Raw genomic sequence first — 26,802 nt, 5'->3', positions numbered from 1 at the left:
GCGCCGGGCCATACCCGGCGACCAGATATCCGCCGGGCATGGCCCGGCGCTACCCGATCATTCTGCGGGCGCTTCGCGCTCCTGCACCTGCGCCTGGCGCATGTCCTTTTCCTGCGCGCGCAGCGATTTGACGTCCAGCTTGCGGATCGTCTTGATGAAGCACGGCAGGCGCGGGCCGCCGGTCGGGTCGCGTACGATCACCTTGTCGAACGGCGCGCTGACACGGCCCATGTGGCTGGTCAGGCCGATGGCAGGCGCATACGAAAGATCCGGGCACGGCCCCGTCAGTTCCAGCAGGTAGGCTTCGCTGGGCTTGGTCCAGACCGCCAGCGCGCTGTCACCCAGCTCGGTCCAGCCATTGAGCGTGCCCAGGAACTGCATGTCCCTCTGCGCCGGACCGGCGTGGGCGCGGTACAGCTCCAGGCGGTCGGCACTGCTCAGGCCGGTGGTGGCGCAAGCGGCCAGCGCCAGGCACAGGCCGGCGATCAGCAACGGGGTCTTCATGGCGATCTCCAGCGGGGAACTGCGCACATCATGCGCCCGGGCGGGCAACGCCGGCGCAACGGCCGGCGGCCCGATTCAGCCGCCGGTCGGCGCAGCCCTGCAGCCGCCAACCTTGGTTGGCGCTCGCCCTGCAAAACCAGCCGACCAAGGTCGGCATCTACCAAAGCGGAGCCAGCCCCGATGCCCGCCCCGCAAAGCGAGGCCAGAGCGAGGCGAGCGCCCTCAGACGTCAGCGTGTGCCAGCGCGTGCAGGCGACCTTCGCGCAGTTCCAGCACGCGGTCCAGGCGACGCGCGAGGCTGCGGTCGTGGGTCACCAGCACCAGGCTGGTGTGGCGGGCACGGTTGAGTTCCAGCATCAGCTCGAACACGGTGGCCGCGGTGCGATCATCCAGGTTGCCGGTCGGCTCATCGCCGAGCACGCAGGCCGGATGGTTGACCAGCGCACGCGCCACGGCGGCACGCTGGCGCTCGCCACCGGACAGCTCGCCCGGCTTGTGGTCCAGGCGATGGCCCAGGCCGACCGCTTCCAGCAGCGCGGTCGCACGCTGGCTGGCTTCGGGCACGCCGGTACCGGCCAGCATCACCGGCATCATCACGTTTTCCAGCGCGGTGAATTCCGGCAGCAGGTGGTGGAACTGGTAGACGAAGCCCAGCGCCTGGTTGCGCAGCAGGCCACGCGCGGTGTCCGACAAGGTCGACATGCGCTGGCCGGTGACGAACACCTCACCTGCGGTCGGCACATCGAGGCCACCCAGCAGGTGCAGCAGGGTGCTCTTGCCGGCGCCGGAGGCACCGATGATCGCCACCGTTTCGCCGGCATTGACCTTCAGGTCCAGCCCATCGAACACCGGGGTCTGCATGCGGCCTTCGGCGTAGGTCTTGCCCAGGCCCTCGGCACGGATCACTTCATCGCCGCGGTTGACGACCTTATTCATAGCGCAGGGCCTCCGCCGGCTGGGTGCGTGCTGCCCGCCAGGCGGGATACAGGGTGGCCAGGAAACTCATCAGCAGGGCGATCAGCGTGATCGCCACGATATCGCCGGTCTGCATGTCGGTCGGCAGGCCGGTGATGTAGTACACGTCCTCCGGCAGCAGCTTGACGTTGAACAGCGACTCGATGGCACCGAGGATGCGCTCGAGGTTCAAGGTCAGAGTGACGCCACCGATCAGGCCGGCCAGGGTCCCGAAGATGCCGATCAGCGAGCCCTGCACCATGAACACCTGCATCACCCCGCCCGGGGTCAGGCCCAGCGTGCGCAGGATGGCGATGTCGGCCTGCTTGTCGGTCACCAGCATCACCTGCGAGGAGACCAGGTTGAAGGCACCCATCGCGATGATCAGCGACAGCAGGATGCCCATCACCACCTTCTCCATGCGCAGCGAGTGGTAGAGGTTGGCGTTCTGCTGGGTCCAGTCACTCACCCGGTACGCGCCGCCCAGGTTCTGCGCCAGGTCCACGCCCACTTCCAGCGAGCGGTCCATGTCGTGCAGTTTCAGGCGCACGCCGGTGGCACCGTCGGAGCGCAGCACGCGCTCGATGTCCTTCATGTTGGCAAAGCCGACGCCACGGTCGACCTCGTTGTAGCCGGCCTCGAACAGCCCGCTGACGGTGAAGCGTTTCATCCGTGGCACCGCACCGGCCGGGGTGCCCTGCACTTCGGCGAACGTCACCAGCACCTGGTCGCCCACGTCCACGCCCAGCCAGATAGCCAGCTCCTTGCCCAGCAGCAGGTTGAAGCTGCCCGGCTTGAGGCTGTCATAGCTGCCCTTGGTGATCTTCCGGTCGATCACCGACACTTTCGGTTCCAGTGCCGGTTCGATGCCCTGGATGATCGCACCCTGCACGCGCGGGCCGCTGATCATCGACTGGATCTCGATGTACGGCGCGGCACCGGCCACGCGCGGGTCCTTGTTGGCCACGTCGACCACGCGCATCCAGTCCGGCATCGGCTCGCCGTCGCGGCTGATGGTGGTATGGGCGGTCATCTGCAGCAGGCGGCTGCGGATTTCCTTCTGGAAACCGCTCATCACCGCCAGGGTGGTGATCAGCACCGTGACGCCGAGCGCGATGCCCAGGATCGATGCCATTGAAATGAAGGAGATGAAGCCGTTGCGGCGCTTGGCGCGCAGGTAGCGCAGGCCGATTGCCACGGGGATGGGTTTGAACATGCAGGCGCGCCAGTCAATTCAGTCTATGGTGCCATCGTACGGGGTCGGCGTGAAACGCTGCGTGCGGACACGGCCAGTCGCAGTTCACGTCGCTGCCGGTGGTCGAGCACGTCCGGCCAGAACAGCAGGCGCCCGCGCCGCCCTTCCCGCCGCCAGTGCAGCAGCAGCCAGGGCCCACGCACCACCAGCCGCGGCGCGTCGATATCCGCACCATCCAGCTGCAGCGGCGCCGGCAGCGCGGTCAGCTCAAGCCGGCGCGCGGGCCGGCGCAGTCGCCAGGCCAGCTGGGCCAGGCCCAGCAGCCAGACCGCCACCAGCACCGGCCAGTACCGGTCTTCAGGCAGGGCCGAGGCGCGCAGCAGCCAGGGCGCGGCCAGCAGTACCAGCGCCTGTGCGCCGGCCTGCAGCCGCGAGGGTCGCCACTCAAGCCTTGAGGGCGAGGATCTTCTGCATGAGGGGCACGGCGTGGGCATGCGGGCAGGCCTCGTAGCCCATGAACCAGCGCCACAACTTATCGTCCTCGCATTCAAGCAGGAACAGGAAAACCTCGCGCTCTTCAGTCGGCGCAGTGCTCCATTCGCGGTCGAGGTAGCGGCCGAACAGCTGGTCCAGCTCGCGCATGCCGCGGCGGCAGCGCCAGCGCAGCTTCTTCAGCAGGGTTTCTTCGTCCATCGTGTTTCTCCAGATACAGCAAAGCCACGCATGGCGTGGCTCTGCTGGGGTCATGCAACAACGCGGCGCCGTATCAGGCGCGGCGTTCCATCATCAGCTTCTTGATCTCAGCGATCGCCAGCGCCGGGTTCAGGCCCTTCGGGCAGGTCCGGGCACAGTTCATGATGGTGTGGCAGCGGTACAGCTTGAACGGATCTTCCAGATCGTCCAGACGCGCACCGGTGTCCTCATCGCGCGAGTCGATGATCCAGCGATAGGCCTGCAGCAGGATCGCCGGTCCCAGGTAACGCTCGCCGTTCCACCAGTAGCTCGGGCAGCTGGTCGAGCAGCAGGCGCACAGGATGCACTCGTACAGGCCGTCAAGCTTCTTGCGGTCTTCCGGCGACTGCAGGCGCTCACGGTCCGGCGGTGCCGGGGTCTGGGTGCGGATCCACGGCTTGATCGAGGCATACTGCGCGTAGAAGTGGGTCAGGTCCGGAACCAGATCCTTGACCACGCTCATGTGCGGCAGCGGGTAGATCGGCACTTCCTTCTTGCCGCAGTCCGCGATGGCGCGGGTGCAGGCCAGGGTGTTGGTGCCGTCGATGTTCATCGCGCACGAACCGCAGATACCTTCGCGGCAGGAGCGGCGGAAGGTCAGGGTCGGATCGATCTCGTTCTTGATCTTGATCAGCGCGTCCAGGACCATCGGGCCGCAGGCGTCCAGATCGATCTCATAGGTATCGGTGCGCGGATTGCTGTCGTCGTCCGGACTCCAGCGGTAGATCTTGAAGGTGCGCAGGTTCTTGCCGCCGCTCTTGGCGGGGAAGTGCTGGCCCTTCGTGACCTTGGAATTCTTGGGGAGTGAAAATTCGGCCATGGCTGCTCTCGTTGGCTCAGGCGGCCCGCGCCATCAAGGCGCGGATTGCATGGTAGGCGGGGGTCGCGATCAGTACACGCGCGGCTTCGGCGGCACCACGTCGACCTCGTCGGTCAGCGTGTACATGTGCACCGGACGGTAGTCGAAGCTGCACTTGCCCTTCTCGTCGACGGTGACCAGCGTGTGCTTGTGCCAGTTGACGTCGTCGCGGTCCGGGAAGTCCTCGTGCGCGTGCGCACCACGGCTTTCCTTGCGCTGTTCCGCCGAGTTGATCGTCGCCACCGCGTTGAGCAGCAGGTTGTTCAGCTCGTACGTCTCGATCAGGTCCGAGTTCCAGACCAGCGAACGGTCGCTGACCTTCACGTCCTGGAACGAATCGAACACGGTCGCCATCTTCTCGCAGCCTTCCTTCAGCGTCTGGCTGGTACGGAAGACGGCGGCGTCGGCCTGCATCGTGCGCTGCATGTTGTCGCGGATGACCGAGGTCGGCGTATCGCCATTGGCGTAACGCAGCTTGTCCAGCAAGCCCAGCGCCTTGTCGCAGGCATCGGCCGGCAGCGGCTTGTGCGCGGCGCCCGGCTTGATGGTCTCGGCGCAGCGGTTGGCCACGGCACGACCGAACACCACCAGGTCGAGCAGCGAGTTCGAGCCCAGGCGGTTGGCGCCGTGCACGGACACGCAGGCCGCTTCGCCGATGGCGTACAGGCCCGGTACCACGGCATCGTTGTTGTCGCCATCCTTGCGCACGACTTCGCCGTGGAAGTTGGTCGGGATGCCGCCCATGTTGTAGTGCACGGTCGGGATGACCGGGATCGGCTGCTTGTGCACGTCGACGCCGGCGAAGATGCGCGCGCTCTCGGCGATGCCCGGCAGCTTCTCGTCGATCACGCCCGGGCCGAGGTGGGTCAGGTCAAGCAGGATGTGATCCTTGTGCTCGCCGACGCCGCGTCCTTCGCGGATCTCGATGGTCATCGAACGGGCCACCACGTCACGCGAGGCCAGATCCTTGTAGTGCGGTGCGTAGCGCTCCATGAAGCGCTCGCCGCTGCTGTTGCGCAGGATGCCGCCTTCACCGCGGACACCCTCGGTGATCAGGCAGCCGGCGCCGTAGATGCCGGTCGGGTGGAACTGCACGAACTCCATGTCCTGCATGGCGATGCCGGCACGCATGGCCAGGCCGCCACCGTCGCCGGTGCAGGTGTGCGCCGAGGTGGCGCTGAAGTACGCACGGCCGTAGCCGCCGGTGGCCAGCACCACGCCCTGGGCGCGGAACAGATGCAGCGTGCCGTCGGCCATGTCCAGGGCCAGCACGCCACGGCACACGCCTTCGTCATCGAAGATCAGGTCGAGTGCGAAGTACTCGATCATGAAGCGCGCGTCGTGCTTGAGCGACTGCTGGTACAGGGTGTGCAGCATGGCGTGGCCGGTACGGTCGGCCGCCGCGCAGGTGCGCTGCGCCGCCGGGCCTTCGCCGTACTTGGTGGTCATGCCGCCGAACGGGCGCTGGTAGATCTTGCCTTCGGCGGTGCGGCTGAACGGCACGCCGTAGTGCTCGAGCTCGATGATGGCCGGGATGGCCTCACGGCACATGTACTCGATGGCGTCCTGGTCGCCCAGCCAGTCCGAGCCCTTGATGGTGTCGTAGAAGTGGTAGCGCCAATCGTCTTCGCCCATGTTGGCGAGCGCGGCGGAAATGCCACCCTGTGCAGCGACGGTGTGCGAACGGGTCGGGAAGACCTTGGTCAGGCACACGGTCTGCAGGCCCTTGGCGGCAAGGCCGAACGTGGCGCGCAGGCCGGCGCCGCCGGCGCCCACCACGACCATGTCGTACTTGTGTTCGGTGATCTTGTAAGCGGACATCTAGTCTGGATTCCTGTCTTGGTGCCTGGGCTCAGGCAACGCCGAGGGCGATGCGGCCCACCGCAAACACACTGACGATCATGCCGAGCACGGCGACGAACTTCACCGCGGTCTGCAGCACCAGGGCCAGCAGCGATTCGTGGATGTAATCTTCCAGCACGACCTGCATGCCGAGCTGTGCGTGCCAGAACATGGTGATCAGCAGACCGATCAGCGGCACGGCATTCCACGGCTTGGCGATGGTGGCCACGGCCGTGGCGTAATCGGCGCCGGCCATGCGCACCACGAACACCAGGAACCACAGGCCCAGCACCACCAGGGCGGCGGCGGTCAGGCGCTGGTGCACGAAGTGCTCGGTGCCGGTCTTGGCCGAGCCAAGGCCGCGCACGTTCTTCAGCGGGGTACGGAACTTGCTCATGCGGCACCTCCGAACAACACGTAGGCCCAGACCAGCGCGGTGATCACCAGGCTGCCGAAGACCGAGATCCAGCTGCTGCGGACGAAGGCCGGGATGCTGAAACCAACGGCGAAGTCCTGCACGACGTGGCGGATGCCATTGCACAGGTGATAGGCGAACGACCATGTCCACGCAAACAGGAACACGCGGCCATACCAGGCCCCGGCATGGCCGGTGAAGCAGTTCCACGAATCGGGGCCCATCATCAGGGCCAGCAGGCCGGCAGCGATGATGAGGGCACCCACGGACAGAAAGACGCCAGTGGCTCGATGCAGGATCGAGGTGGCCATCTGAATCTGCCAGCGATACACCTGGAGGTGCGGGGATAGGGGGCGTTGTCTGGTCGCCATTTCGCTGGGCTCGTTGTCTCGGCTGGGCGGCACGATGCCGCGTTGGCTCAATGCTGATCAGAAATCGATGCAGCGTCCGTTTTTCTCCCAATCGCCATACCGCACCGGATCAAGTCCGCCGCGGCCGCCGAATTCCTCTTCCGCCTCTGGTTTTTCCACGGGCACAGGTGCCGCGGGAACCAGCGGGGCTTCAGTTTCGTCGTCGGGAGTGAGGGTTGTTTGGCCTATCATGTTCGGTCTCGCAACGCACAAATTTTAGACCTCGTTCACGTGCCTGACAACCTTCCCCCTGCTTTCGTCGCATATCCGCGCCTGCCCGGCCACCAGCTGCTGAGCCTGCAGGGCGCGGATGCGGCCGTTTTCGCCCACGCCCAGTTCAGCAGCGACGTGACCGCCCTGCCCCTGCAGCACTGGCAGTGGAGCGCCTGGCTGAGCGCCAAGGGCCGCACCCTGGCGGTGTTCCAGCTGCTGCGACTGGCCGAGGATCACGTGATGCTGGTGCTGGCCGATGCCGATGCAGATGCGATTGCGTCGCAACTGCAGCGCTTCGTGTTCCGCCGCAAGGTGAAACTGCAGGTGCATGCGGATCTTGCCGTCGCTGGCGCGTTTACTGCGCCAGAAGCGGCCACCGGCGCAGCGATTGCCGGTGGTGGCGATGCAGGCTGGGAACTGGACCTGGGCAGCGATGCTCTGCCGCGCACCCTGCGCATCGGCCCGGCTGAAGGCTTTGCGGCCGGCAGCGAGGCCGAAGAAGCCGCATTCGCCCTGGCCTGGCGCCAGACTGACCTGCGCTTCGGCCTGCCGCGCCTGGAAGAAAGCCAGCGCGAAGTGTGGACACCTCAGCAGCTGGGCCTGGACCGGCTGAACGGCTACAGCGTGAAGAAGGGCTGCTACCCGGGCCAGGAAATCGTGGCCCGCACGCACTTCCTCGGCAAGGCCAAGCGTGTGGTGCAGCTGCTGCATGCTGCCGCCCCGGCGCAGGCCGGCGATGCCGTGCAGCAGGACGGCGCAGCGCTGGGCAGCATTGCCAGCGTGGCCGGCGATCTGGCCCTGGCGGTGCTGCCGCTGGAAACCAGTGATGCGGAGCTGCAGGTGGGTGGCGTGGTCGCGCAGCGGGTGCCGCTGCTGGATGGCCTGGCACGCTGAGGTTTTACCCCGTATGAAGCAGCCGAGCGTGGGCTCGGCTCTACAGAATCGGGTGGGTGCGGACCGCTGGTCCGCACGCCGTTCATGACGCCGGGCATGGCCCGGCGTTACCGCCGCTTACAGGCGTTCGCCGGTTTCCGCATCGAAGAAATGCAGGCCCTGCGGGTGGATCGCCACACGGATGTCCTCACCCACGCCCGGCAGCGACTGCGGCGCCACGCGCATGGTCAGCGCATGCTTGCCGCTGCTCAGGTTGACGAAGATCTCGTTGCCAACCGGCTCGATGCCCTCGATGCGTGCGGTGAACGCATGCGTATCATCGGCACCCGCCGGCTGCAGGTGCTCCGGACGCACGCCAACGGCAATCGACTTCTGCAGCCATGCCGGGTCGATGGTGGCCTGGCCCAGCGGCGCGCGCCACTCGCCATCGACCACGGTCACGCCGCCGGCATCGCCCTGCAGCGTGCCGCGCAGCACATTCATCGCCGGGCTGCCGAGGAAGCCGGCCACGAACAGGTTGGCCGGGCGGTCGTACAGCGCCATCGGCGTGTCGATCTGCTGGATGATGCCGTCCTTCAGCACCACGATGCGCTGGCCCAGGGTCATTGCTTCGACCTGGTCATGCGTCACGTAGATCATGGTGGTGCCCAGCTTGCGGTGCAGCTGCGCGATCTCGGTACGCACGCTGTGGCGCAGCTTGGCATCCAGGTTGGACAGCGGCTCGTCCAGCAGGAACACCGCCGGCTCGCGCACCAGCGCGCGGCCCAGGGCCACGCGCTGGCGCTGGCCGCCGGACATCGCTTTGGGCAGCTTGTCCATCATTTCGGTAAGGCCCAGCGTCTGCGCCGCCTCGGCGATGCGCTTGTCGATGGTCGCCTTGTCGTGGCCGCGCAGCTTGAGGCCGAAGGCCAGGTTCTCGGCCACGGTCATGTGCGGGTACAGCGCATAACTCTGGAACACCATCGCGATGTCGCGATCCTTCGGCGCCACATCGTTGACCACCCGGTCACCGATGGTCAGCGTGCCACCGCTGATCTCCTCAAGACCCGCCACCATCCGCAGCAGGGTCGACTTGCCACAGCCGGACGGCCCGACCAGCACCATGAGCTCGCCATCGGCGACCTCGAAGGTGGCGTCCTTCACCGCGACCTGGCCGTTGTCGTAGACCTTGCGTACACCCTGCAACTGCACTTTTGCCATTTCAATCTATCCAGTCCGCCCGACGCCGGGCTGTCATTGGGGACTGCCTCGGCCCTCCCGATGGCAGTGATGATTGCGCAGCTGCCGCATGACGGCGACCACTGCAATCGAATACAGTTGCCCATTCTGCCATGTAAACGTTTTCACGTGGCACTATCCAAACGTCGGTGCGCGCCGATCTGCTTCGACGACCAGACGAAAGGTCATCGTCGTAGTGGTTACGAATGGAACGGTCTTCCGGCCCACCGGAAATCCACCGCCATCGAGCCTCGGACAGACAGTAGCGCGGATGTCCCCTGAACCCAGCCATGAAGCGATTGACAACGATGTCACCCGGATCTGAAACTCGAGCGATGCACGACACCCTCTTCCTGTTTGGTGCCACAGGCGACCTGGCCCAGCGCTACCTGTTCCCTTCGCTGCTGCGCCTGCTTGGCGACGGCCTGCTGCCGGAGGACTTCCGCATCCGTGCGCTGGCCCTGTCCGGCCATGACACCGAAGCCTTCCACGATATCCTGCGGCCGCGTCTGCAGCAGGCCATGCCGATGGCCAGCCAGGAGGACATTGCCTCCCTGCTGCGCCGCATCGACTACCGCTCGGTGGACCTGCGTGACGTCGACTCGGTCGCCGCCGCCGTCTCCGACCTGGTCGACCGCCGCTGCGTGAGCTACCTGGCCATCCCGCCGGGCCTGTACATCTCTACCTGCGAAGGCCTGGCCAAGGGCGGCGCCCTCGCCGCGCCGTCGCGCCTGATGCTGGAAAAGCCGATCGGCAGCGACAGCGAGAGCGCCGAGGAGATCATTTCCACCATCGGCCAGTGGATCGACGAAGACCGCGTGTTCCGCCTGGACCACTACCTGGGCAAGGCGGCGGTGCAGAACCTGATCGCCCTGCGCTTCGGCAACACGCTGCTGGAAGCAGTGTGGAACCGCAACTACATCGAATCGGTGCACATCCTGGTGGCCGAGAGCGAAGGCGTGGATGGCCGCGACGCGTACTACGCCCGCTCCGGCGCGCTGCGCGACATGGTGCAGAGCCACATCCTGCAGCTGCTGTGCATGGTGGCGATGGAGCCGCCGGCCTCGCTGGAAGCCGACCGCATCCGCGACGAGAAGGTCAAAGTGCTGCGCGCCCTGCGCCCGCTGGACGCCAAGAACGCCGCCCGTGACAGCATCCGCGGCCGCTACACCGCTGGCAGCATCAACGGCCAGCCGGCCCAGGCCTACCAGCCGCCGGAAGGCAGCAACGTGGAAACCTTCGCCGGCGTCACCGCGCACATCGACAACTGGCGCTGGAGCGGCGTGCCGTTCCATCTGGTCACCGGCAAGCGCCTGCCCGAGCGCACCACCCGCGTGGTGGTCACGCTCAAGCCAGTCACCCACTGGCTGTTCGAGCGCCCGCAGCGTGCGCAGGCCGCGCCGAACCGCCTGGTGTTCCAGTTGCAGCCGCAGGAAAACATCGAACTGGGCCTGATGAGCAGCCTGGCCGGCCCGGAATGGGGCGCGCTGGAACTGCACCCGCTGGAACTGGAACTGTCCGTGCCGACCGGCCTGCATCGCCGCATCGCCTACGAGCGCCTGTTCCTGGATGCTTTCAACGGCAACCACACCCTGTTCGTGCGCGACGACGAAGTGCGCGCGGCCTGGGCCTGGATCGACAGCGTGGCCGATGCCTGGAAGGCCGCCAACCTGCCGCTGGAACCCTACCCGGCCGGCCAGTGGGGCCCGGACAACGCCACCGACTTCCTGCCGCAGGGTGTTGACGCCCCGGACAGCGGAGCATCGGCATGAGTGTCGGCAGCCAGCCCGTGCTGGTCGCCGACATCGGCGGCACCAACGCCCGCTTCGCCCTCGCCGACACCTCGCTGGACGCGCCCCTGCAGCAGGACAGCATCCGCGAATACGCGGTAGCCGAGTTCCCCTCGCTGGGTGATGCCGCGCGCCACTACCTTGAACAGGCCGGCGCCACTGCGCGCCGCGGCGTGTTCGCGGTGGCCGGCCGCGTGGACGGCGACGAAGCACGCATCACCAACCACCCGTGGGTGATCTCGCGGAGCCGCACCGCGGCCATGCTCGGGTTCGACGAACTGCACCTCATCAACGACTTCGCCGCACAGGCGATGGCCGTGGCCCTGCTGCAGCCGCATGACGTGATCCAGATCGGCGGCGCGCACTGGACCCCGGCCGCACCGGGCGAATCGCGCAATTACGGCGTGATCGGTCCGGGCACCGGCCTCGGTGTCGGCGGCCTGATCGTGCGCCACGGCCGCAGCTACCCACTGGAAACCGAGGGTGGCCACGTCAGCTTCCCGCCGGGGACGCCGGAGGAGATCCGTATCCTGGAGATCCTGTCGGAGCAGTTCGGCCGCGTCTCCAACGAACGCCTGATCTGCGGCCCCGGCCTGGTCAACATCCATCGCGCCGTATGCGAGATGGCCGGTTTCGATCCGGGCCAGCTGCAGCCGGCCGACGTCACCGCGCGTGCCGCGCTGGGTGACCCGCAGGCGATGCGCACGGTGGACGTGTTCTGCGCCGTGTTCGGCGCCATCGCCGGTGACCTGGTGCTGGTGCAGGGCGCCTGGGACGGCGTGTTCCTGACCGGTGGGCTGGTGCCGAAGATGCTCGATTCGCTGCAGCATTCCGGTTTCCGCCAACGCTTCGAACACAAGGGCCGGTTCTCTTCGATCATGGCGCGGGTGCCGTCGCTGGCGATCATGCACCCCTGCCCCGGGTTGCTGGGCGCCGCCGCCTATGCCGCCGACGCCGAACGTGACGCTACAGGAGTTGCCGCATGAGCCCGACCTTCAACGACGACCGCATCGATTTCATCAGCCATGGCGATGCCGATGGCTGGATCGAAGCGGTGGCCGCCGAAATGGCCCAAGCGATCAACCACGACATCAACGAAGTGGGCCGCGCCCGCATCCTGCTGTCCGGTGGCACCACCCCGGCGCCGGTGTACCAGGCGCTGGCCGAGCTGGACGTGCTCTGGGACCGGGTGGAAGTGAGCCTGGCCGATGAGCGCTGGCTGTCGCCGCAGGATCGCGACAGCAACGCCTGGCTGGTGCGCGAGCACCTGCTCAAGCGCGCCGAAGGTGCCCACTTCGATCCGCTGGTGCGCATCGGCAAGCCGCTGCCCGAATGCGTGTACACCGCCAACCTGCAGGCCCAGCACAGCCAGGCGCCGAGCGTCGTGGCGCTGGGCATGGGCAACGATGGCCACACCGCCTCGCTGTTCCCGGGCTCGAAGGATCTGGCCCGTGCCCTGGAAAGCACCCTGCCCTACGCCGCGCTGGATGCCACCGGCTGCCCCGGTGCCAACCAGTGGCCGCTGCGCATCACCCTGACCCCGCTCGGTCTGGGCCAGTGCCGCCAGCGGCTGCTGCTGCTGCGCGGCAAGCAGAAGCTGCATGTGCTGCGCCAGGCGCTGGACAGCAACGACGCGCAGCAGTACCCGATCCTCAATGCAATCAACCTGGACGGCGCGCGCCTGCGCGTGCACTGGGCTGATTGACGTCGGCGGCGGCGTCCGCTGCCGCTTGCCTCTCGCCACCTTGAACGCTGGTAGCCAATGAGCCTCCATCCGCAACTGCAAGCCATCACCGATCGCGTCATCCGCCGCAGCGCCGCGTCGCGCGCCGCCTACCTGGCCGCGATCGACGCCGCCCTGCGCGATGGCCCGTTCCGCAGCCGCCTGAGCTGCGGCAACCTCGCCCACGGCTTCGCCGCCTGCGGCACGACCGACAAGAGCCGCCTGCGCGGCGGCGTGACCCCGAACCTGGGCATCATCACCGCCTACAACGACATGCTGTCGGCGCACCAGCCGTTCGAGACCTACCCGGAGCAGATCCGTGAGGTCGCCCGCGAACTCGGCGCGACCGCACAGGTGGCCGGCGCGGTGCCGGCGATGTGCGACGGCGTGACCCAGGGTCGTGGCGGCATGGAACTGTCGCTGTTCTCTCGCGATGTGATCGCGCAGGCCACGGCCATCGGCCTCAGCCACGACATGTTCGACACCACCATCCACCTCGGCGTGTGCGACAAGATCGTGCCCGGCCTGCTGATCGGCGCACTGGCCTTCGGCCACCTGCCGGCGGTGTTCGTGCCGGCCGGCCCGATGACCCCAGGCATTCCCAACAAGCAGAAGGCCGAAGTGCGCGAGCGCTACGCCGCCGGCGAAGCCACCCGCGAGGAACTGCTGGAAGCCGAGTCCGCCTCGTACCACGGCGTCGGCACCTGCACCTTCTACGGCACCGCCAATTCCAACCAGGTGCTGCTGGAAGCGATGGGCGTGCAGCTGCCGGGTGCGTCCTTCGTCAACCCGGATACGCCGCTGCGCGACGCGCTGACCCGCGAAGCCACCCAGCGTGCGCTGGACATTACCGCGCTGGGCGACGACTTCCGTCCGCTGGGCCGCATCATCGACGAGCGCGCGATCCTCAACGCGGTCATCGCGCTGATGGCCACCGGTGGTTCGACCAACCACACCATCCACTGGATCGCCGTGGCCCGTGCCGCCGGCATCGTGCTGACCTGGGACGACTTCGACGAACTGTCGCAGCTGGTTCCACTGCTGGCCCGCGTCTATCCGAACGGCGAGGCCGACGTGAACCGCTTCGCGGCAGCCGGTGGCCCGGCGTTCGTGTTCGGCGAGCTGATCAAGGCCGGCCTGATGCACGGCGATATCGTCAGCGTGGCCCGTGGCGGCATGGCCGACTACGCCCGCGAGCCGCAGCTGCGCGACGGCAAGCTGGTCTACCTGCCGGGCCTTGAACGCAGCGCCGATGAAGAAGTGGTGCGCAGCGTCGACAACCCGTTCGAAAGCCAGGGTGGCCTGCGGCTGCTGCGCGGCAATCTGGGCAAGTCGTTGATCAAGCTGTCGGCAGTGAAGCCGCAGTACCGCACCATCGAGGCTCCGGCCGTGGTGGTCGATGCACCGCAGGTGCTGAACAAGCTGCACGCCGGTGGCCTGCTGCCGGAGCATTTCGTGGCGGTGGTGCGTTACCAGGGCCCGCGTGCGAACGGCATGCCGGAACTGCATTCGCTGGCGCCGCTGCTGGGCCTGCTGCAGAACCAGGGCCGGCGCGTGGCGCTGGTCACCGACGGTCGCCTGTCCGGTGCCTCGGGCAAGATCCCGGCGGCGATCCACGTGACGCCGGAAGCGGCGCGCGGTGGCCCGCTGGCCAAGGTGCGCGAGGGCGACATGATCCGCCTGGACGGTGAAGCCGGCACGCTGGAAGTGCTGGTGGATGCGGCCGAGTGGGCGGCGCGTTCGCTGGCGCCGAACACGGCACCGGCGGCGCATGACCTGGGCCGCAACCTGTTCGCGATCAATCGTCGCGTGGTGGGTCCGGCGGACCAGGGGGCGGTTTCGATTTCGTGCGGGCCGGCGGCGGCAGATGGTGGGCCGTGGGATTACGATTCTGAGTATGAGCTGGGGCACGATGCTGCGGCTGCGGCGGCGCCGCATGAGGCGAAGGACGCCTGAGTTGTTCGAAGAGCGCTGCGGGTTCGCGTTGGCGGTCAGTGTTCTGGTTGAGGCGGCGGGCAGCCCCCACCAGGACACGCCGTGAACCCATCCATGGGGGCTCGTAGGCGCCATCCATGGCGCCTGCGGTCCTGGTGGGGGCTACCCGCCGCCTCCGGACAGTCTGCTGGCGCCTCCGCGCCGCGAAGTGATCATTGAAAGCAAAGACGAGAGCAAGGGCAAAAGCATGGATATCGAACAACACCAGGTGAAGGCGGCAGAACTGCTGCATGCGGCGGGCATCCTGCCGGTGGTGACGATTCATACGCTGGACCAGGCGCGTGCGGTGAGTGCGGCGCTGCTGGAAGGTGGCCTGCCGGCGATCGAGCTGACGCTGCGTACGCCGGTGGCGATGGAAGCGCTGGCGATGCTCAAGCGCGAACTGCCCGATGTGGTGGTGGGTGCGGGCACGGTGCTGACCGTCGAGCAGATGCAGCAGTCGATCGATGCGGGCGCGGATTTCCTGGTGACGCCGGGTACGCCGCCGGTGCTGGCCGATGCGCTGGCGGCGGCACCGCTGCCGGTGGTGCCGGGTGCGGCCACGCCGACCGAGCTGCTGTCGCTCTACGCGCGCGGCTTCCGCGTGTGCAAGCTGTTCCCGGCCACGGCCGTGGGTGGCCTGGCGATGATCAAGGGCCTGGCCGGCCCGGTGGCCGACCTGAAGCTGTGCCCGACCGGTGGCATCACCGAAAACACCGCCGCCGAGTACCTCGAGCAGAAGAACGTGGTCTGCATCGGTGGCTCGTGGATGGTGCCGGGCAACTGGATCGCCGACGGCGAATGGGACAAGGTGCGCGCCAGCGCCGCCGACGCCGCGAAGATCATCAAGCGCGTCCGCGGCCACTGAGCCCAGCACAGGTGTAGAGCCGAGCCCACGCTCGGCTCCGCGCCAGCGGACCGGAAAGCAGCCGAGCATGGGCTCGGCTCTACTGCTCTTCCTTGCTTCGTTCCGCGGCGGATGCCACAGGAAACTGTCCAAGGTCGGGCAGGTTGGGTTCGCGCGAGTGTGAGCCGCATGGATGCGGCGACCGAGCTTGCAGGGACGTACTTGCAGCGTCCCCTGCACAGCCCATCCGCCCGGCCAACCCCAGAAATCCAACCGCACCACCACCGCGAGGGGCTTCGCCGTTGGCCGAACCCCGTTACAGCGGCCGTGCCGGATCCACCAGCCCGTACTGGCTGGCCATGCGCGCCAACGCAATGTTGTCGCTGATCCCCATCTTCTCGAACAACCTCGCCTTGTGCGTATTCACCGTCTTCGCACTCAGGCTCAAGCGCCGCGCGATGTCTTCCTGGCGCAGGCCCTGGGTCAGCAGCAGCGCCACTTCCAGCTCGCGCGGCGACAGCGTATCGAACGGCGAGGCATTGCCTTCCACCGTGGACAGCGCCAGGTTCTGCGCGATGCTGGTGCCCAGGTAGCGGCGCCCGGCCGCGACGTCACGCACCGCACGCAGCAGCTCCTGCGCATCGCAGCCCTTGCCGATGTAGCCGGCGGCACCCGCCTCCAGCAGTCGCTTCGGCAGCGGGCCGTCTTCCAGCACGGACACGATCACCACGCGCGTGGCGCGGTGGCCACGGACGATGCGCTCGGTCACCTCCATGCCGCTGACGCCCGGCAGGTGCAGGTCGCACAGGACCACGTCCGGCAGCAGCTGGCGGATCTCGCGCAGGCCGTCTTCGCCGGTCTCGGCTTCGCCCACCACCTCGATGTCGGTTTCACTCGACAGGATCATCTTCATACCGGTGCGGACCAGTGCGTGGTCGTCCACCAGGTAGACTCGAATCGTCATTCACGTACCTCTTCGAATGCGGCCATTGCGGGCCACGCTAGGCAGGGCATCCGGACATCGCAAGCACGACGACTGCGCAAAAACGGCGTTCTGCCTTGCGCATCACATTCTTCGCACATCGATGTTGCCCCCTGTCCCACAGAACCCGTTACAACGAAACAACCTGCTGCTGCATGGACGTCCCCGAAGGGGCATCCACGTCACTCCCCTGTTGCGATCGCTTCGCTGGCCGCTGCTGGCGGCGAACCGCGGTGTCGCCAAGGTTGCCGGCGACTGAACATGACCAGATAGCACCCTACCACCCAAACCAGCGCCGCACACCAACCGGCGAGGATATCGGAGGGGTAATGCACCCCGAGGTAGACCCGCGAGAGGCTGACCAGCAGGCTGAACAGCGGCGCCAGCACCAGTACCAGCCAGCGCCAGCGGGTGTTCCACGCCAGCAGCACCAGGGTCGCGGCCAGGGTCATGGTGCCCATCGCGTGGCCGCTGGGGAAGCTGAACGTCGATTCCGGCGCAATCGATTCCCACAGGCTGGGGCGGTCGCGCTGGAAGAACTGCTTGCTGCCCATGTTCAGCAGCGCCGAGCCGACGAAGCACACGGCCACGAAGGTCGCCTCGCGCCAGCGCCGCCGCCACAGCAGGGCGCCGACGATCAGCACGTCCGCCGGGATCAGGAACCATTCGTAGCCCAGTTTCGACAGCAGCACGAAGCAACGGTCCAGCGATGGCGAGTGCAGCCCGTGCATCTGCCACAGCAGTGGGGCGTCGAAATGGAACGACTCGAACTCGTGCACTTCATCGGCCAGGGCAACGAAGCCGGCCAGCGGCAGCAGCACGCCGGCAAACAGCAGCACCAGGCGCCACGTATTGCGCCCCATCCAGTGTCGGAAGCCGGACGCCGGTTCCGGCGCGGCCAGGATCGCCGGCTTACCCGGCGATCCGGACATACTTCTGTTCGACGTAATCGTCGATCAGGGCAACGAATTCCTGGGCGATGTTGTCGCCACGCAGGGTCACCTTCTTCTCGCCGTCGACGAACACCGGCGCGGCCGGGGTTTCGCCGGTGCCCGGCAGGGAAATGCCGATGTTGGCGTGGCGCGACTCACCCGGGCCGTTGACGATGCAGCCCATCACCGCCAGGGTCATGTTCTCCGCACCGGGGTGCTGCACCTTCCAGACCGGCATCTTCTCGCGCACGTGGTTCTGCACGACCTTGGCCAGTTCCTGGAAGAACTCGGAGGTGGTGCGGCCGCAGCCCGGGCAGGCGGTGACCAGCGGGGTAAAGGCGCGCTGGCCGGTGGTCTGCAGCAGTTCCTGGGCGACGATCACTTCCTGCGTACGCGACTGGCCCGGCTCGGGCGTCAGCGAAATGCGGATGGTGTCACCAATACCTTCCTGCAGCAGCACGCTCAGCGCCGCCGCCGAAGCGACGATGCCCTTGCTGCCGATGCCGGCTTCGGTCAGGCCCAGGTGCAGGGCGAAATCCGAACGCTGGGCCAGGTCGCGGTACACCGCGATCAGTTCCTGAACGCCGCTGACCTTGGCCGAAAGGATGATTCGATCGCGCGGCAGGCCGATCTCCACCGCCTGCTCGGCCGAATCCAGCGCCGAACGGATCAGCGCCTCGCGCAGCACGCGGCCGGCGTCCCAGGGCTGTTCGCGATGGTTGTTCTCGTCCATCAGCTTCGCCGCCAGGGCTTGGTCCAGCGAACCCCAGTTGGCACCGATGCGCACCGGCTTGTTGTAGCGGATGGCGAACTCGATCAGCTGGGCGAACTGCAGGTCCTTCTTCTTGCCAAAGCCGACGTTGCCCGGGTTGATGCGGTACTTGGCCAGCGCTTCGGCACAGGCCGGCTCGGCCGTCAGCAGCTGGTGGCCGTTGTAGTGGAAGTCACCGATCAGCGGCACGTCGATGCCCATCATCGCCAGCTTGTCGACGATGCGCGGAATGGCCGCGGCCGCTTCCGCGGTATTGACGGTCAGGCGCACCATTTCCGAACCAGCCCGCCACAGCTCGGCCACCTGCTTCACGCTGGAGGCGACGTCGGAGGTGTCGGTGTTGGTCATCGACTGCACCACCACGGGCTTGCCGCCACCTACGGTGACCCCGCCGATCTGGACGGCATGGGTCTGGCGACGGGACCAGGCGGTGGCATCGGAGGGTTGGGTCGGGCGGGTGACGGCGTCGTGCATGGGCGCATTCTACCGCCCGGCCCTGCCTTCCGGGCGATTCCCATTCAGCCGTCGGCACGTCTGCGGCCGATTGTCGCAGGCAGGTTGCCCGGTGAACGCATACGATGGTCGGGCATGACCGGTCCCGACGCCCCCTTCCTACGCACCCTGTGCAGCCTGCGCTGGCTGGCCGTGGCCGGCCAGGCCACGACGATCCTGGTCGCCACCTGGGTCCTTGGCCTGCCGCTGCCGCAGCTGCCGCTGTGGGCGGGCGTGGCCGTGCTGGCCGTATTCAACCTGTATACGCAGCTGCGCCCGGAGCCCGACGACACCGCGCCGCTGACCGCGTTCGGTCACATCCTGGTCGATGTGATCATCCTGACCTGGATGGTCGGCTGGAGTGGCGGCATCGCCAACCCCTTCGGCTCGCTGTTCCTGATCCTGATCGCGCTGGCCGCCTTCGCCCTGCCCCTGCGCTGGGCGCTGGCGGTGGCCACCGCCTGCCTGCTCGGCTACGCCGCCAGCGGCCTGTTCGGGCAACCGCTGCCGAGCGGCTACTTCCGCGCACTCGATCTCAACCGTTGGGGCGTGGTCGCCAATTTCCTGCTGTCGGCCGCGGTAGTACTGACCTTCTCCACCCGCCTGGCGATGGCCCTGCGCGTGCGCGAACTGGAACTGTCGGCGCTGCGCGAGCGTTTCGCCCGCAACGAAGGCATCGTCGCCCTGGCCACCCACGCCGCCTCGGTGGCGCACGAACTGAACACCCCGTTGGCGACCATGACCCTGCTCGCCGACGATGTGGCCGAGCGCAGCGAAGAACCGGAAGTGCGCGAGGACATGGAAACCCTGCGCGAGCTGCTGGTGCAATGCCGTGAGCGCGTGCTGGCGCTGGCTGCACCGGCCTCCACCGACGGCCCCGGCCGCAGCCATTCCAGCGCCCAGCAGGTGCTGGAACAGTGGCGTCTGGTGCGCCCGACCATCGACCTGCACCGCAATGACGATGCACCGCTGCGGCTGCCGCTGGACCCCGGCGTTGGCCACCTTCTGATGGTGCTGCTGAACAACGCCGCCGATGCCGGCGAACAGGCCGGGCGACCGCGCGTGGACCTGGAGCTGCGGATCGACGGCGAGGATCTGATCGGCGAAGTGCGCGACTACGGCCATGGCTTCAACGCGCGCGCCGCGGTGCTGCCGGGCAAGCTGTTCGGCAGCAGCAAGAGTGAGGGCATGGGCGTCGGCCTGGCCCTGTCCCACGCCACCATCGAACGGCTGCAGGGCGAGATGTGGATGCGCCCGGCGCAAGGCGCCGGCAGCCGCGTCGGCTTCCGCCTGCCGCTGGCTCCCCACGAGGAAACCCCATGAGTACCTCAACCCTCGGCCTGCTGGTCGACGACGACGAACTGTACCTGCGCACGCTGCAGCGCAGCCTGGCCCGCAAGGGGCTGGAGACGCAGACCGCACAGGATGCCGCCAGCGCGCTGGCCCTGGCCCGCCAGCATCCGCCGGCGTTCGCGCTGATCGACCTGAAGCTGGGCAGCGATTCCGGGCTGGCGTTGATCCAGCCACTGCGTGCCCTGCGCGCGGACATGCGGATCCTGCTGGTGACCGGCTACGCCAGCATCGCCACCGCAGTGGAGGCGATCAAGCTGGGTGCGGATGACTACCTGCCGAAGCCGGCGACGGTGCCGATGATCCTGCGTGCGCTGGGCGAGGAAGACGACGGGCCGGCCGACGACGGCGAAATGGAAGTGCCCGACGCGATGACGCCGATCAGCCGCCTGCAGTGGGAACACATCCAGCAGGCGATGCATGAGACCGGCGGCAATGTGTCGGCCGCCGCACGCCTGCTCGGCATGCACCGGCGCTCGCTGCAGCGCAAGCTGGCCAAGCGGCCGAGCCCGGAACGCGACCCGAGCCGCTGACGCGGCGAATCCGCCGGGCGTAGCCCGGCACTACCGGGCGGACCTTGCGTTCGCCGGGCATGGCCCGGCGGCCGTACCTCAGCGCTTCAGCTGCGCCAGGATCTCGCGGGTCATCGGATCGGCAATCGCCACATCCTCGCCCTGCAGCGCCGGCAGCAGGCCACTGGCCAGCTGCTTGCCCAGCTCGACACCGAACTGGTCGAAGGCGTTGATGTTCCAGATGACCGACTGCACGTACACGGCGTGTTCGTACATGGCGATCAGAGCGCCCAGCGCCTGCGGGGTCAGCGCGTCCAGCAGGATCAGCGTGCTCGGGCGGCCGCCCGGGTAATCGCGGTGCGGGTCATCGCTGCCCTGGCCGTTGGCCAGCGCCTCGGTCTGCGCCAGCAGGTTGGCCAGCAGCGCCTGGTGGTTGACCGTGTACGGATCATCGTTGTGCACGCAGCCGATGAAGTCGGCCGGGATGATGCTGGTACCCTGGTGCAACGCCTGGAAGAAGCTGTGCTGCACATCGGTACCCGCCCCGCCCCACCACACCGGCACGGTGTCGGTGGTGACCGGCTGGCCGTCGCGCTGCACGCGCTTGCCCAGGCTTTCCATCACCAGCTGCTGCAGGTAGGCCGGCAGCAGCGCCAGGCGCTGGTCATAGGTCATCACCGCGTGCGTGGCATGGCCCAGCACGTTGCGGTTCCAGATGTCGGTGAGGCCGTGCAGCACCGGCAGGTTGCGCTCCAGCGGCGCGTCCAGCGCGTGCGCATCCATCTGCGCGGCACCGTCCAGCAGCTGTTCGAAACGCTCGAAGCCGATGGCCAGCGCGATCGGGAAACCGACCGCCGACCACAGCGAATAACGGCCACCCACCCAGTCCCACATCGGCAGCACACGATCGGCGGCGATGGCGAAGGCCTTGGCCGCACGCTCGGGGTTGGCGCTGACCGCGTACAGGCGCTCGCTGCCACCCAGCCAGTCGTGCAGGATCTGCCCGTTGAGCAGGGTTTCCTGGGTACCGAAGGTCTTGGAAATGAGGATGCCGGCGGTCTTGGCCGGATCCAGCGTGGCCAGCGTGCGCTGCATGGCGGCGCCGTCCACGTTCGACACGAAATGCACGCGCAGGCGCGCACCGCTGACCGGGCGCAGCGCATCGGCGACCAGGCGCGGGCCCAGGTCGGAACCGCCGATGCCGACGCTGACCACGTCGGTCACGCCGCTGTCTTCCAGCGCGCGCACCAGCACGCCCATGCGCTGGCGGATTTCGCGCGCGGTGGCATAGGCCTCGGCCGCCACCGGCGCATCGACCCGGTCGCCACGCAGCGCGGTGTGCAGCGCGGCGCGACCTTCGGTCAGGTTGACCTGCTCGCCACGGAACAGACGGGTGATGGCACCGCCGACATCACGGTCGGCGGCGAGTGCCAGCAACGCCTGCAGCGCCGCGGCATCGTATTTCTGCCGGGCGAAATTGACGTACAACGGACCGACCCGCAGCGCCAGGTCCTGCACGCGGCCGGGTTCGGCGGCGAGGAGGCTGGGGATGCTTGCGCCCTTCAGGCGCTGGGCGTGGGAGTGGAGCGAGTCGAATCCGTTGTTCGTTGTCATGCGGCCTGGGTCGGGATCGTGTCGTTGGTGTGGGTAATCTGGTTGTTGCCGTCCACGTACACCAGCTTCGGCTTGAAGCTGTCGGCTTCCTGCTCGGTCATGCTGGCAAACGCAGCGATGATGATGATGTCACCGACCTGCACGTGGCGTGCAGCGCCACCGTTGAGCGACACCACGCCGCTGCCGGCTTCGGCACGGATGGCGTAGGTCGAGAAGCGCGCACCGTTGGTCACGTCCCAGATGTGCACCTGCTCGAACTCGCGGATGCCCGTGGCAGCCAGCAGGTTGTCGTCGATGGCGATCGAGCCTTCGTAGTTCAGCTCGGAATGGGTAACGGTGGCGCGGTGGATCTTGGTCTTCAGCAGGGACAGATGCATGGCACGGCACAACGCAAAGGAAAGCGGGGATTCTAGCACCCGCGCAGCGCGGGGCATCACGGCCGGCAACCCGTTCAGGTACGCGGTGAAACCGGGGTCAGCTCCCTTTTCCCCAGGAAAAGGGAGCTGACCCCGTGCATCACCTGCGCCGCCGGAACTCAGAACTCCAGGTTGTCGATCAACCGGGTGCTGCCGAGGCGGGCGGCGATCAGCGCCACCCGGCCGCCGCCGTCGAAGGTCGGCTCGGCCAGCTCGGGGGTGCGCAGCACCGCGTAGTCGACCTGGAAGCCGGCAGCCTGCAGCGCGGCGGTGGCACCGGCCTCGATCTGCGCACGCGTCTGCCCGGCCACATAGCCCTCGCGCATGCCCAGCAGGGTGCGGTGGATGGTGGTGGCCAGCGGGCGCTGGCTGGCGTCCAGGTACTGGTTGCGCGAGCTCTTGGCCAGGCCATCGTCGTCACGCACGATCTCGGCACCGACGATCTGGATCGGGAACGACAGCTCGGCCACCATCTGCTTGATCACGGCCAGCTGCTGGTAGTCCTTGCGGCCGAACACGGCCACGTCCGGCTGCACCTGCAGGAACAGGCGCGCGACCACCGTGCAGACGCCATCGAAGTGACCGGGGCGGCTGGCGCCCTCCAGCACTTCGCTCACGCCCGGGGCGTGCATCTGCGTGGTCCTGTCCACACCCAGCGGGTACATCGCCTCGACGCTGGGCAGCCACACCGCATCGCAGCCGACCTGCTCCAGCCCGGCCACGTCGGCCTCGGGCGTACGCGGGTAGCGGCTGAAGTCCTCATTCGGCCCGAACTGGGTCGGATTGACGAAGATGCTTGCCACGACCTTGTCGGCGTACTGCCGCGCCAGCGTCACCAGCGAATGGTGGCCACCGTGCAGGTTGCCCATGGTCGGCACCAGCGCCACGCGCAGGCCCTGCTGCTTCCACTGTGCGATCTGCTCGCGCAGTGCGCCGAGCTCGTTGAAGGTCTGGATCATTGGGCGTAGGCGTGCTGTTCGTCGGGGAAGCTGCCGTCGCGCACAGCGTCGGCATAGGCGCGGGTGGCACCGGCCACCGAACCGCCTTCGGCCAGGAAGTCCTTGACGAACTTCGGACGGCGGTGGCCGCTGTCCAGGCCGATGAAATCGTGCATCACCAGCACCTGGCCATCGCACTGCGGGCCGGCACCGATGCCGATGGTCGGCACGCCAACGGCAGCGGTCACTTCGGCAGCCACCGGGGTCGGCACGCATTCGAGCACGATCAGCGCGGCACCGGCGGCGGCTACGGCCTTGGCATCTTCCACCAGCTGGCGCGCGGCATCGCCACGGCCCTGGATCTTGAAGCCGCCCAGGCGCAGCACCGACTGCGGGGTCAGGCCCAGGTGCGAGCAGACCGGAATCTCGCGCTCGACCAGATAGCGCACGATGTCGACCTTGAAGCCGGCACCTTCGATCTTGACCATCTCGGCGCCGGCCTGCAGCAGCTGCAGCGAAGCCTCCAGCGCGCGCTCGGGGGTGGCGTCGGCGCCGAACGGCAGGTCGGCCACCAGCAGCGCACGCTGCAGCACGCGGGACACCGCACGGGTGTGATAGACCATGTCGGCAACGGTCACCGGCAGGGTTGAATCATGGCCCTGCACGACCATGCCCAGCGAATCGCCGATCAGGATCAGGTCCACGCCATTGGCGTCGAACGTACGGGCAAAGCTGGCGTCGTAAGCGGTCAACATGACCAGCTTCTGGCCATTACGCTTGGCTTCGGCCAGTGCGGGAACGGTCCAGGGCTTGCTGTCTGCGTGGGTGCTCATGTGCTGATAACCGGGGGAGATAACCCGGTCATTATCACCCTATCGGCGCGATCCCGCAGGCATCGACCCGCACCACTGCATCCTGCACGCGTCCATGCCCGGGAATGGCCAGATCCGGTGCGATCTCGGCCAACGGCACCAGCACGAAGGCGCGTTCGTGCAGGTAGGGATGCGGTACCTGCAGGCCGGGCTCATCCAACACCTGCTCGCCGTACAGCAGCAGGTCCAGGTCGAGCGCGCGCGGGCCCCAGTGCACGGCGGGGTCGCGCACGCGGCCGAACTGCTGTTCCAGCGCGAGCATCGCCTGCAACAGATCGCCGGCAGCCAGGGTGGTCTCAACCGCGGCGGCCGCGTTGACGAACGGCGGCTGGTCTTCGTTGCCCCAGGCCGGCGTGGCGTACAGGCGGGAGGCCTGCCGCAGCTGCGTGCCGGGCAGGCCATCCAGCGCGGCGATGGCCGCGCGGACGGTGGTGACCGCGTCACCCAGGTTGGCCCCCAGGCCGATCCAGGCAAGGCTCATGGCTTACTCGGCGGCGCCGCCGGCGGCAGCACCGGTGCGACGACGACGGCGGCGACGCTTGCGCGTTGCCCCACCGTCTTCGTCCCCGCCATCGGTGTGGATGGCATCCAGCGAGGATTCCAGCTCATGCCCGGACTGCGCCTGCGCTCCGCGCCAGAACGCCACGTCGGCTTCGTGCTCGGCCGAGGCGACCTGGCGCAGGGCCAGGAAGTCGAACGCGGCGCGGAAACGCGGATGGGTGAGCGTGCGGAACACGCGCTTGCGCTGGCGCGAGCTGAAGCGCGACTGCAGCAGCCAGATTTCCTGCATCGGCAGCGAGAAGCGGCGCGGCAGGGCGATGGTGCTCAGCTGCTGCACGGTGACCCGGTCGGCGGCGCGACGCTGCGCCTCTTCCGGCGCCACGCCCTGCTTGAGCAGGCTGGCCTGGGCGCGGCAGTACGCCGGCCACAGCAGCAGCGCAAAGAGGAATGCCGGCGACACCGGCTCGTCGTTGGCCACGCGCGCATCGGTATTGGCCAGGCCTTCCACCAGCATGCGGCGCAGCGCGCCGGTACGGTTGGACTTGAGGGCCTTGGCGCTCTCGGGGAACAGCACGTCGAACAGGCCGTAACGTTCCAGGCCTTCGAAGCTGGCGACGCCGTGCCCGGACAGGAACAGCTTCAGCACTTCCTCGAACAGACGCGCCGGGGCGGCCTCGTTGAGCAGGTTGGCCAGGTGCGGGATCGGCGCGGCGGTGCCCTCTTCGATCTGGAAGCCGAGCTTGGCCGCCAGGCGCACCGCACGCAGCATGCGCACCGGGTCTTCCTGGTAGCGCTGCACCGGATCGCCGATGAGCTTCATCAGGCGCGCCTGCACGTCTTCGAAGCCGCCGGTGTAATCGCGCACCGAGAAATCCTCGATGGCGTAGTACAGGGCATTGCAGGTGAAGTCGCGGCGGAGGGCGTCGTCTTCGATGGTGCCGTACACGTTGTCGCGCACGAGCATGCCGTTTTCCATTTCACGGTCGCCGCTGCCGTCATCGCTGTTGGCGCGGAAGGTGGCGACTTCGATGATCTCGCGGCCGAAGACCACGTGGGCCAGGCGGAAACGGCGGCCGATCAGGCGGCAGTTGCGGAACAGCTGCTTGACCTGTTCGGGCGTGGCGTCGGTGGCCACGTCGAAATCCTTGGGGCGGCCATTGACCAGCAGATCGCGCACGGCGCCGCCGACAAGGTAGGCGCCGAAGCCGGAATCGCGCAGGCGGTACAGCACGCGCAGAGCGTTCGGGCTGATGTCCTTGCGGGAGATCGTGTGCTGGTCGCGAGGGATGACGCGCAGGCTGAACGGTGATGGAGCAGAGGAATTGATGTTGGCGCTTCCGGTTGAAGTTTCGGGATTGCCCAATGGCATCGAGGTGCATATACTAGCGCTCCTGCCTCGGCAGCGACAATTTTATGCTCCCTTCGTCTAGTGGTTAGGACGTGGCCCTCTCAAGGCTAAAACAGGGGTTCGAGTCCCCTAGGGAGCACCAGTCGCAGCAGCAGGAACCGAAAAAGCCCGCCTTCGTGCGGGCTTTTCTTCGTGCGGGCTTTTCTGTTTTTCGAGGTTTGTGGCTTCGGGCGGTTGGTCGCAGTGGCGCCTCCCTGTTCCTGCGCTTGAGGAGGCGGGCCACCCTCCTTACAGTCTCCCGCGACGGCGGCACAAACAGCCTCGCTCCTCCGCAGCCAATTCAACTCCGGCGTCCAGACCTGCGTCCGCCACTCGCAATGTATCGAGAGGCGGCAGGCCAGCCGATCCAGGACCGTTGGCGCCATGGATGGCGCCATCGAGCCCCCATGGATTTAACAAATCACCACCCCCCACCAGTTACGACTTAATCGTTTATAGGTCGT

At 67.5% G+C, this 26,802-nt stretch carries 28 protein-coding genes and 1 tRNA gene; 9 read left to right on the top strand and 20 right to left on the bottom strand.

Going from position 1 to position 26,802, the window contains the following annotated elements; genetic code table 11:
* Positions 1–57: 57 nt before the first annotated feature.
* The 10 genes from NQ204_RS17895 to NQ204_RS17850 form a co-directional block, all read right to left on the bottom strand.
* Entirely contained in the window at positions 58–504 is a 447-nt protein-coding gene (locus NQ204_RS17895; protein WP_116864912.1) for a DUF6491 family protein, read from the bottom strand.
* Between the two features lie 222 nt (positions 505–726).
* Positions 727–1,440: a lipoprotein-releasing ABC transporter ATP-binding protein LolD gene (gene lolD / locus NQ204_RS17890; RefSeq protein WP_108768527.1), complete on the bottom strand. Its 714-nt coding sequence runs from the start codon at positions 1,438–1,440 to the stop codon at positions 727–729.
* Positions 1,433–2,674, bottom strand: coding sequence for a lipoprotein-releasing ABC transporter permease subunit (locus NQ204_RS17885; RefSeq protein ID WP_256644554.1), 1,242 nt, complete (start codon positions 2,672–2,674; stop codon positions 1,433–1,435). The genes lolD and NQ204_RS17885 overlap by 8 nt, the downstream gene beginning before the upstream one ends.
* Positions 2,675–2,697: 23 nt before the next feature.
* On the bottom strand, positions 2,698–3,147 hold the full coding sequence (locus NQ204_RS17880; RefSeq protein ID WP_116864914.1) for a hypothetical protein: 450 nt from the start codon (positions 3,145–3,147) through the stop codon (positions 2,698–2,700).
* A complete protein-coding gene (locus tag NQ204_RS17875; protein WP_108768524.1) occupies positions 3,098–3,346 on the bottom strand; it encodes an FAD assembly factor SdhE in 249 nt (82 codons plus the stop codon). Before NQ204_RS17875 ends, NQ204_RS17880 begins: the two co-directional genes overlap by 50 nt.
* 73 nt (positions 3,347–3,419) lie before the next feature.
* A complete protein-coding gene (locus NQ204_RS17870) occupies positions 3,420–4,205 on the bottom strand; it encodes a succinate dehydrogenase iron-sulfur subunit (RefSeq protein ID WP_079221505.1) in 786 nt (261 codons plus the stop codon).
* Between the two features lie 69 nt (positions 4,206–4,274).
* Positions 4,275–6,065, bottom strand: a complete 1,791-nt coding sequence (sdhA, locus tag NQ204_RS17865) for a succinate dehydrogenase flavoprotein subunit (RefSeq protein WP_116864916.1) — start codon at positions 6,063–6,065, stop codon at positions 4,275–4,277.
* Between the two features lie 31 nt (positions 6,066–6,096).
* On the bottom strand, positions 6,097–6,483 hold the full coding sequence (gene sdhD / locus NQ204_RS17860) for a succinate dehydrogenase, hydrophobic membrane anchor protein (RefSeq protein ID WP_079221503.1): 387 nt from the start codon (positions 6,481–6,483) through the stop codon (positions 6,097–6,099).
* A complete protein-coding gene (gene sdhC, locus NQ204_RS17855) occupies positions 6,480–6,872 on the bottom strand; it encodes a succinate dehydrogenase, cytochrome b556 subunit (protein WP_079221502.1) in 393 nt (130 codons plus the stop codon). Before sdhC ends, sdhD begins: the two co-directional genes overlap by 4 nt.
* A 57-nt stretch (positions 6,873–6,929) precedes the next feature.
* Positions 6,930–7,103: a DUF1674 domain-containing protein gene (locus NQ204_RS17850; protein WP_256644553.1), complete on the bottom strand. Its 174-nt coding sequence runs from the start codon at positions 7,101–7,103 to the stop codon at positions 6,930–6,932.
* Positions 7,104–7,142: 39 nt separating this feature from the next.
* On the opposite strand from NQ204_RS17850, the gene ygfZ reads away from it, so the two are divergent.
* Positions 7,143–8,018 (top strand): CAF17-like 4Fe-4S cluster assembly/insertion protein YgfZ, encoded by an 876-nt coding sequence (gene ygfZ, locus NQ204_RS17845; RefSeq protein WP_256644552.1) that lies wholly within the window; start codon positions 7,143–7,145, stop codon positions 8,016–8,018.
* Positions 8,019–8,135: 117 nt separating this feature from the next.
* On the opposite strand, the gene NQ204_RS17840 is transcribed toward ygfZ, so the two are convergent.
* Entirely contained in the window at positions 8,136–9,218 is a 1,083-nt protein-coding gene (locus NQ204_RS17840) for an ABC transporter ATP-binding protein (RefSeq protein ID WP_116864918.1), read from the bottom strand.
* Positions 9,219–9,571: 353 nt separating this feature from the next.
* Here NQ204_RS17840 and zwf point away from each other — a divergent pair, with 353 nt between their 5' ends.
* The 5 genes from zwf to eda all read left to right on the top strand — a co-directional run bounded on the left by zwf (position 9,572) and on the right by eda (position 15,591).
* A complete protein-coding gene (gene zwf, locus NQ204_RS17835) occupies positions 9,572–11,008 on the top strand; it encodes a glucose-6-phosphate dehydrogenase (protein ID WP_343238542.1) in 1,437 nt (478 codons plus the stop codon).
* Positions 11,005–12,012: a glucokinase gene (glk, locus tag NQ204_RS17830; protein ID WP_116864920.1), complete on the top strand. Its 1,008-nt coding sequence runs from the start codon at positions 11,005–11,007 to the stop codon at positions 12,010–12,012. The genes zwf and glk overlap by 4 nt, the downstream gene beginning before the upstream one ends.
* Positions 12,009–12,731, top strand: coding sequence for a 6-phosphogluconolactonase (gene pgl, locus NQ204_RS17825; RefSeq protein WP_256644550.1), 723 nt, complete (start codon positions 12,009–12,011; stop codon positions 12,729–12,731). The genes glk and pgl overlap by 4 nt, the downstream gene beginning before the upstream one ends.
* A 57-nt stretch (positions 12,732–12,788) precedes the next feature.
* Positions 12,789–14,705 (top strand): phosphogluconate dehydratase, encoded by a 1,917-nt coding sequence (edd, locus tag NQ204_RS17820; RefSeq protein WP_116864922.1) that lies wholly within the window; start codon positions 12,789–12,791, stop codon positions 14,703–14,705.
* A 226-nt stretch (positions 14,706–14,931) separates the two neighbouring features.
* On the top strand, positions 14,932–15,591 hold the full coding sequence (eda, locus tag NQ204_RS17815) for a bifunctional 4-hydroxy-2-oxoglutarate aldolase/2-dehydro-3-deoxy-phosphogluconate aldolase (protein ID WP_256644549.1): 660 nt from the start codon (positions 14,932–14,934) through the stop codon (positions 15,589–15,591).
* Between the two features lie 295 nt (positions 15,592–15,886).
* On the opposite strand, the gene NQ204_RS17810 is transcribed toward eda, so the two are convergent.
* The 3 genes from NQ204_RS17810 to ispG all read right to left on the bottom strand — a co-directional run bounded on the left by NQ204_RS17810 (position 15,887) and on the right by ispG (position 18,730).
* Positions 15,887–16,534 (bottom strand): response regulator, encoded by a 648-nt coding sequence (locus NQ204_RS17810; protein ID WP_116865046.1) that lies wholly within the window; start codon positions 16,532–16,534, stop codon positions 15,887–15,889.
* Between the two features lie 200 nt (positions 16,535–16,734).
* Entirely contained in the window at positions 16,735–17,484 is a 750-nt protein-coding gene (locus tag NQ204_RS17805) for a phosphatase PAP2 family protein (RefSeq protein WP_116865047.1), read from the bottom strand.
* Positions 17,465–18,730, bottom strand: a complete 1,266-nt coding sequence (ispG, locus tag NQ204_RS17800; RefSeq protein ID WP_256644548.1) for a flavodoxin-dependent (E)-4-hydroxy-3-methylbut-2-enyl-diphosphate synthase — start codon at positions 18,728–18,730, stop codon at positions 17,465–17,467. The genes NQ204_RS17805 and ispG overlap by 20 nt, the downstream gene beginning before the upstream one ends.
* A gap of 114 nt (positions 18,731–18,844) precedes the next feature.
* On the opposite strand from ispG, the gene NQ204_RS17795 reads away from it, so the two are divergent.
* Positions 18,845–20,071, top strand: a complete 1,227-nt coding sequence (locus tag NQ204_RS17795) for an ATP-binding protein (RefSeq protein WP_116865048.1) — start codon at positions 18,845–18,847, stop codon at positions 20,069–20,071.
* On the top strand, positions 20,068–20,631 hold the full coding sequence (locus tag NQ204_RS17790; RefSeq protein ID WP_054171466.1) for a response regulator transcription factor: 564 nt from the start codon (positions 20,068–20,070) through the stop codon (positions 20,629–20,631). Before NQ204_RS17795 ends, NQ204_RS17790 begins: the two co-directional genes overlap by 4 nt.
* 78 nt (positions 20,632–20,709) lie before the next feature.
* Here NQ204_RS17790 and pgi read toward each other — a convergent pair whose 3' ends face one another.
* From pgi to pcnB, 6 genes are all read right to left on the bottom strand, one after another.
* On the bottom strand, positions 20,710–22,224 hold the full coding sequence (gene pgi / locus NQ204_RS17785) for a glucose-6-phosphate isomerase (RefSeq protein WP_116865049.1): 1,515 nt from the start codon (positions 22,222–22,224) through the stop codon (positions 20,710–20,712).
* Positions 22,221–22,601 (bottom strand): aspartate 1-decarboxylase, encoded by a 381-nt coding sequence (gene panD / locus NQ204_RS17780; protein ID WP_006432456.1) that lies wholly within the window; start codon positions 22,599–22,601, stop codon positions 22,221–22,223. The genes pgi and panD overlap by 4 nt, the downstream gene beginning before the upstream one ends.
* A 158-nt stretch (positions 22,602–22,759) precedes the next feature.
* Complete coding sequence (panC, locus tag NQ204_RS17775) at positions 22,760–23,599, bottom strand: pantoate--beta-alanine ligase (protein ID WP_116865050.1); 840 nt, start codon at positions 23,597–23,599, stop codon at positions 22,760–22,762.
* On the bottom strand, positions 23,596–24,411 hold the full coding sequence (gene panB, locus NQ204_RS17770; protein ID WP_116865051.1) for a 3-methyl-2-oxobutanoate hydroxymethyltransferase: 816 nt from the start codon (positions 24,409–24,411) through the stop codon (positions 23,596–23,598). The genes panC and panB overlap by 4 nt, the downstream gene beginning before the upstream one ends.
* 34 nt (positions 24,412–24,445) lie before the next feature.
* Positions 24,446–24,931, bottom strand: coding sequence for a 2-amino-4-hydroxy-6-hydroxymethyldihydropteridine diphosphokinase (gene folK / locus NQ204_RS17765; protein WP_256644547.1), 486 nt, complete (start codon positions 24,929–24,931; stop codon positions 24,446–24,448).
* A 3-nt stretch (positions 24,932–24,934) separates the two neighbouring features.
* Positions 24,935–26,314, bottom strand: a complete 1,380-nt coding sequence (gene pcnB, locus NQ204_RS17760; RefSeq protein ID WP_256644546.1) for a polynucleotide adenylyltransferase PcnB — start codon at positions 26,312–26,314, stop codon at positions 24,935–24,937.
* A 52-nt stretch (positions 26,315–26,366) separates the two neighbouring features.
* On the opposite strand from pcnB, the gene NQ204_RS17755 reads away from it, so the two are divergent.
* Positions 26,367–26,441, top strand: a tRNA-Glu gene (locus NQ204_RS17755).
* Positions 26,442–26,802: the final 361 nt, after the last annotated feature.

This window comes from Stenotrophomonas testudinis (genome assembly GCF_024499815.1).
In the GTDB taxonomy this organism is placed as follows: domain Bacteria; phylum Pseudomonadota; class Gammaproteobacteria; order Xanthomonadales; family Xanthomonadaceae; genus Stenotrophomonas.
Note: the sequence above shows the minus strand (reverse complement) of the source record. Positions and strands in the feature narration are given on the sequence as shown.

Coding starts and splice junctions, on each gene's coding strand:
- NQ204_RS17895 (WP_116864912.1), bottom strand. CDS start 504: ATGAAGACCCCGTTGCTGATCGCCGGCCTGTGCCTGGCGCTGGCCGCT.
- lolD (WP_108768527.1), bottom strand. CDS start 1,440: ATGAATAAGGTCGTCAACCGCGGCGATGAAGTGATCCGTGCCGAGGGC.
- NQ204_RS17885 (WP_256644554.1), bottom strand. CDS start 2,674: ATGTTCAAACCCATCCCCGTGGCAATCGGCCTGCGCTACCTGCGCGCC.
- NQ204_RS17880 (WP_116864914.1), bottom strand. CDS start 3,147: ATGCCCACGCCGTGCCCCTCATGCAGAAGATCCTCGCCCTCAAGGCTT.
- NQ204_RS17875 (WP_108768524.1), bottom strand. CDS start 3,346: ATGGACGAAGAAACCCTGCTGAAGAAGCTGCGCTGGCGCTGCCGCCGC.
- NQ204_RS17870 (WP_079221505.1), bottom strand. CDS start 4,205: ATGGCCGAATTTTCACTCCCCAAGAATTCCAAGGTCACGAAGGGCCAG.
- sdhA (WP_116864916.1), bottom strand. CDS start 6,065: ATGTCCGCTTACAAGATCACCGAACACAAGTACGACATGGTCGTGGTG.
- sdhD (WP_079221503.1), bottom strand. CDS start 6,483: ATGAGCAAGTTCCGTACCCCGCTGAAGAACGTGCGCGGCCTTGGCTCG.
- sdhC (WP_079221502.1), bottom strand. CDS start 6,872: ATGGCGACCAGACAACGCCCCCTATCCCCGCACCTCCAGGTGTATCGC.
- NQ204_RS17850 (WP_256644553.1), bottom strand. CDS start 7,103: ATGATAGGCCAAACAACCCTCACTCCCGACGACGAAACTGAAGCCCCG.
- NQ204_RS17840 (WP_116864918.1), bottom strand. CDS start 9,218: ATGGCAAAAGTGCAGTTGCAGGGTGTACGCAAGGTCTACGACAACGGC.
- zwf (WP_343238542.1), top strand. CDS start 9,572: ATGCACGACACCCTCTTCCTGTTTGGTGCCACAGGCGACCTGGCCCAG.
- glk (WP_116864920.1), top strand. CDS start 11,005: ATGAGTGTCGGCAGCCAGCCCGTGCTGGTCGCCGACATCGGCGGCACC.
- pgl (WP_256644550.1), top strand. CDS start 12,009: ATGAGCCCGACCTTCAACGACGACCGCATCGATTTCATCAGCCATGGC.
- edd (WP_116864922.1), top strand. CDS start 12,789: ATGAGCCTCCATCCGCAACTGCAAGCCATCACCGATCGCGTCATCCGC.
- eda (WP_256644549.1), top strand. CDS start 14,932: ATGGATATCGAACAACACCAGGTGAAGGCGGCAGAACTGCTGCATGCG.
- NQ204_RS17810 (WP_116865046.1), bottom strand. CDS start 16,534: ATGACGATTCGAGTCTACCTGGTGGACGACCACGCACTGGTCCGCACC.
- NQ204_RS17805 (WP_116865047.1), bottom strand. CDS start 17,484: ATGTCCGGATCGCCGGGTAAGCCGGCGATCCTGGCCGCGCCGGAACCG.
- ispG (WP_256644548.1), bottom strand. CDS start 18,730: ATGCACGACGCCGTCACCCGCCCGACCCAACCCTCCGATGCCACCGCC.
- NQ204_RS17795 (WP_116865048.1), top strand. CDS start 18,845: ATGACCGGTCCCGACGCCCCCTTCCTACGCACCCTGTGCAGCCTGCGC.
- NQ204_RS17790 (WP_054171466.1), top strand. CDS start 20,068: ATGAGTACCTCAACCCTCGGCCTGCTGGTCGACGACGACGAACTGTAC.
- pgi (WP_116865049.1), bottom strand. CDS start 22,224: ATGACAACGAACAACGGATTCGACTCGCTCCACTCCCACGCCCAGCGC.
- panD (WP_006432456.1), bottom strand. CDS start 22,601: ATGCATCTGTCCCTGCTGAAGACCAAGATCCACCGCGCCACCGTTACC.
- panC (WP_116865050.1), bottom strand. CDS start 23,599: ATGATCCAGACCTTCAACGAGCTCGGCGCACTGCGCGAGCAGATCGCA.
- panB (WP_116865051.1), bottom strand. CDS start 24,411: ATGAGCACCCACGCAGACAGCAAGCCCTGGACCGTTCCCGCACTGGCC.
- folK (WP_256644547.1), bottom strand. CDS start 24,931: ATGAGCCTTGCCTGGATCGGCCTGGGGGCCAACCTGGGTGACGCGGTC.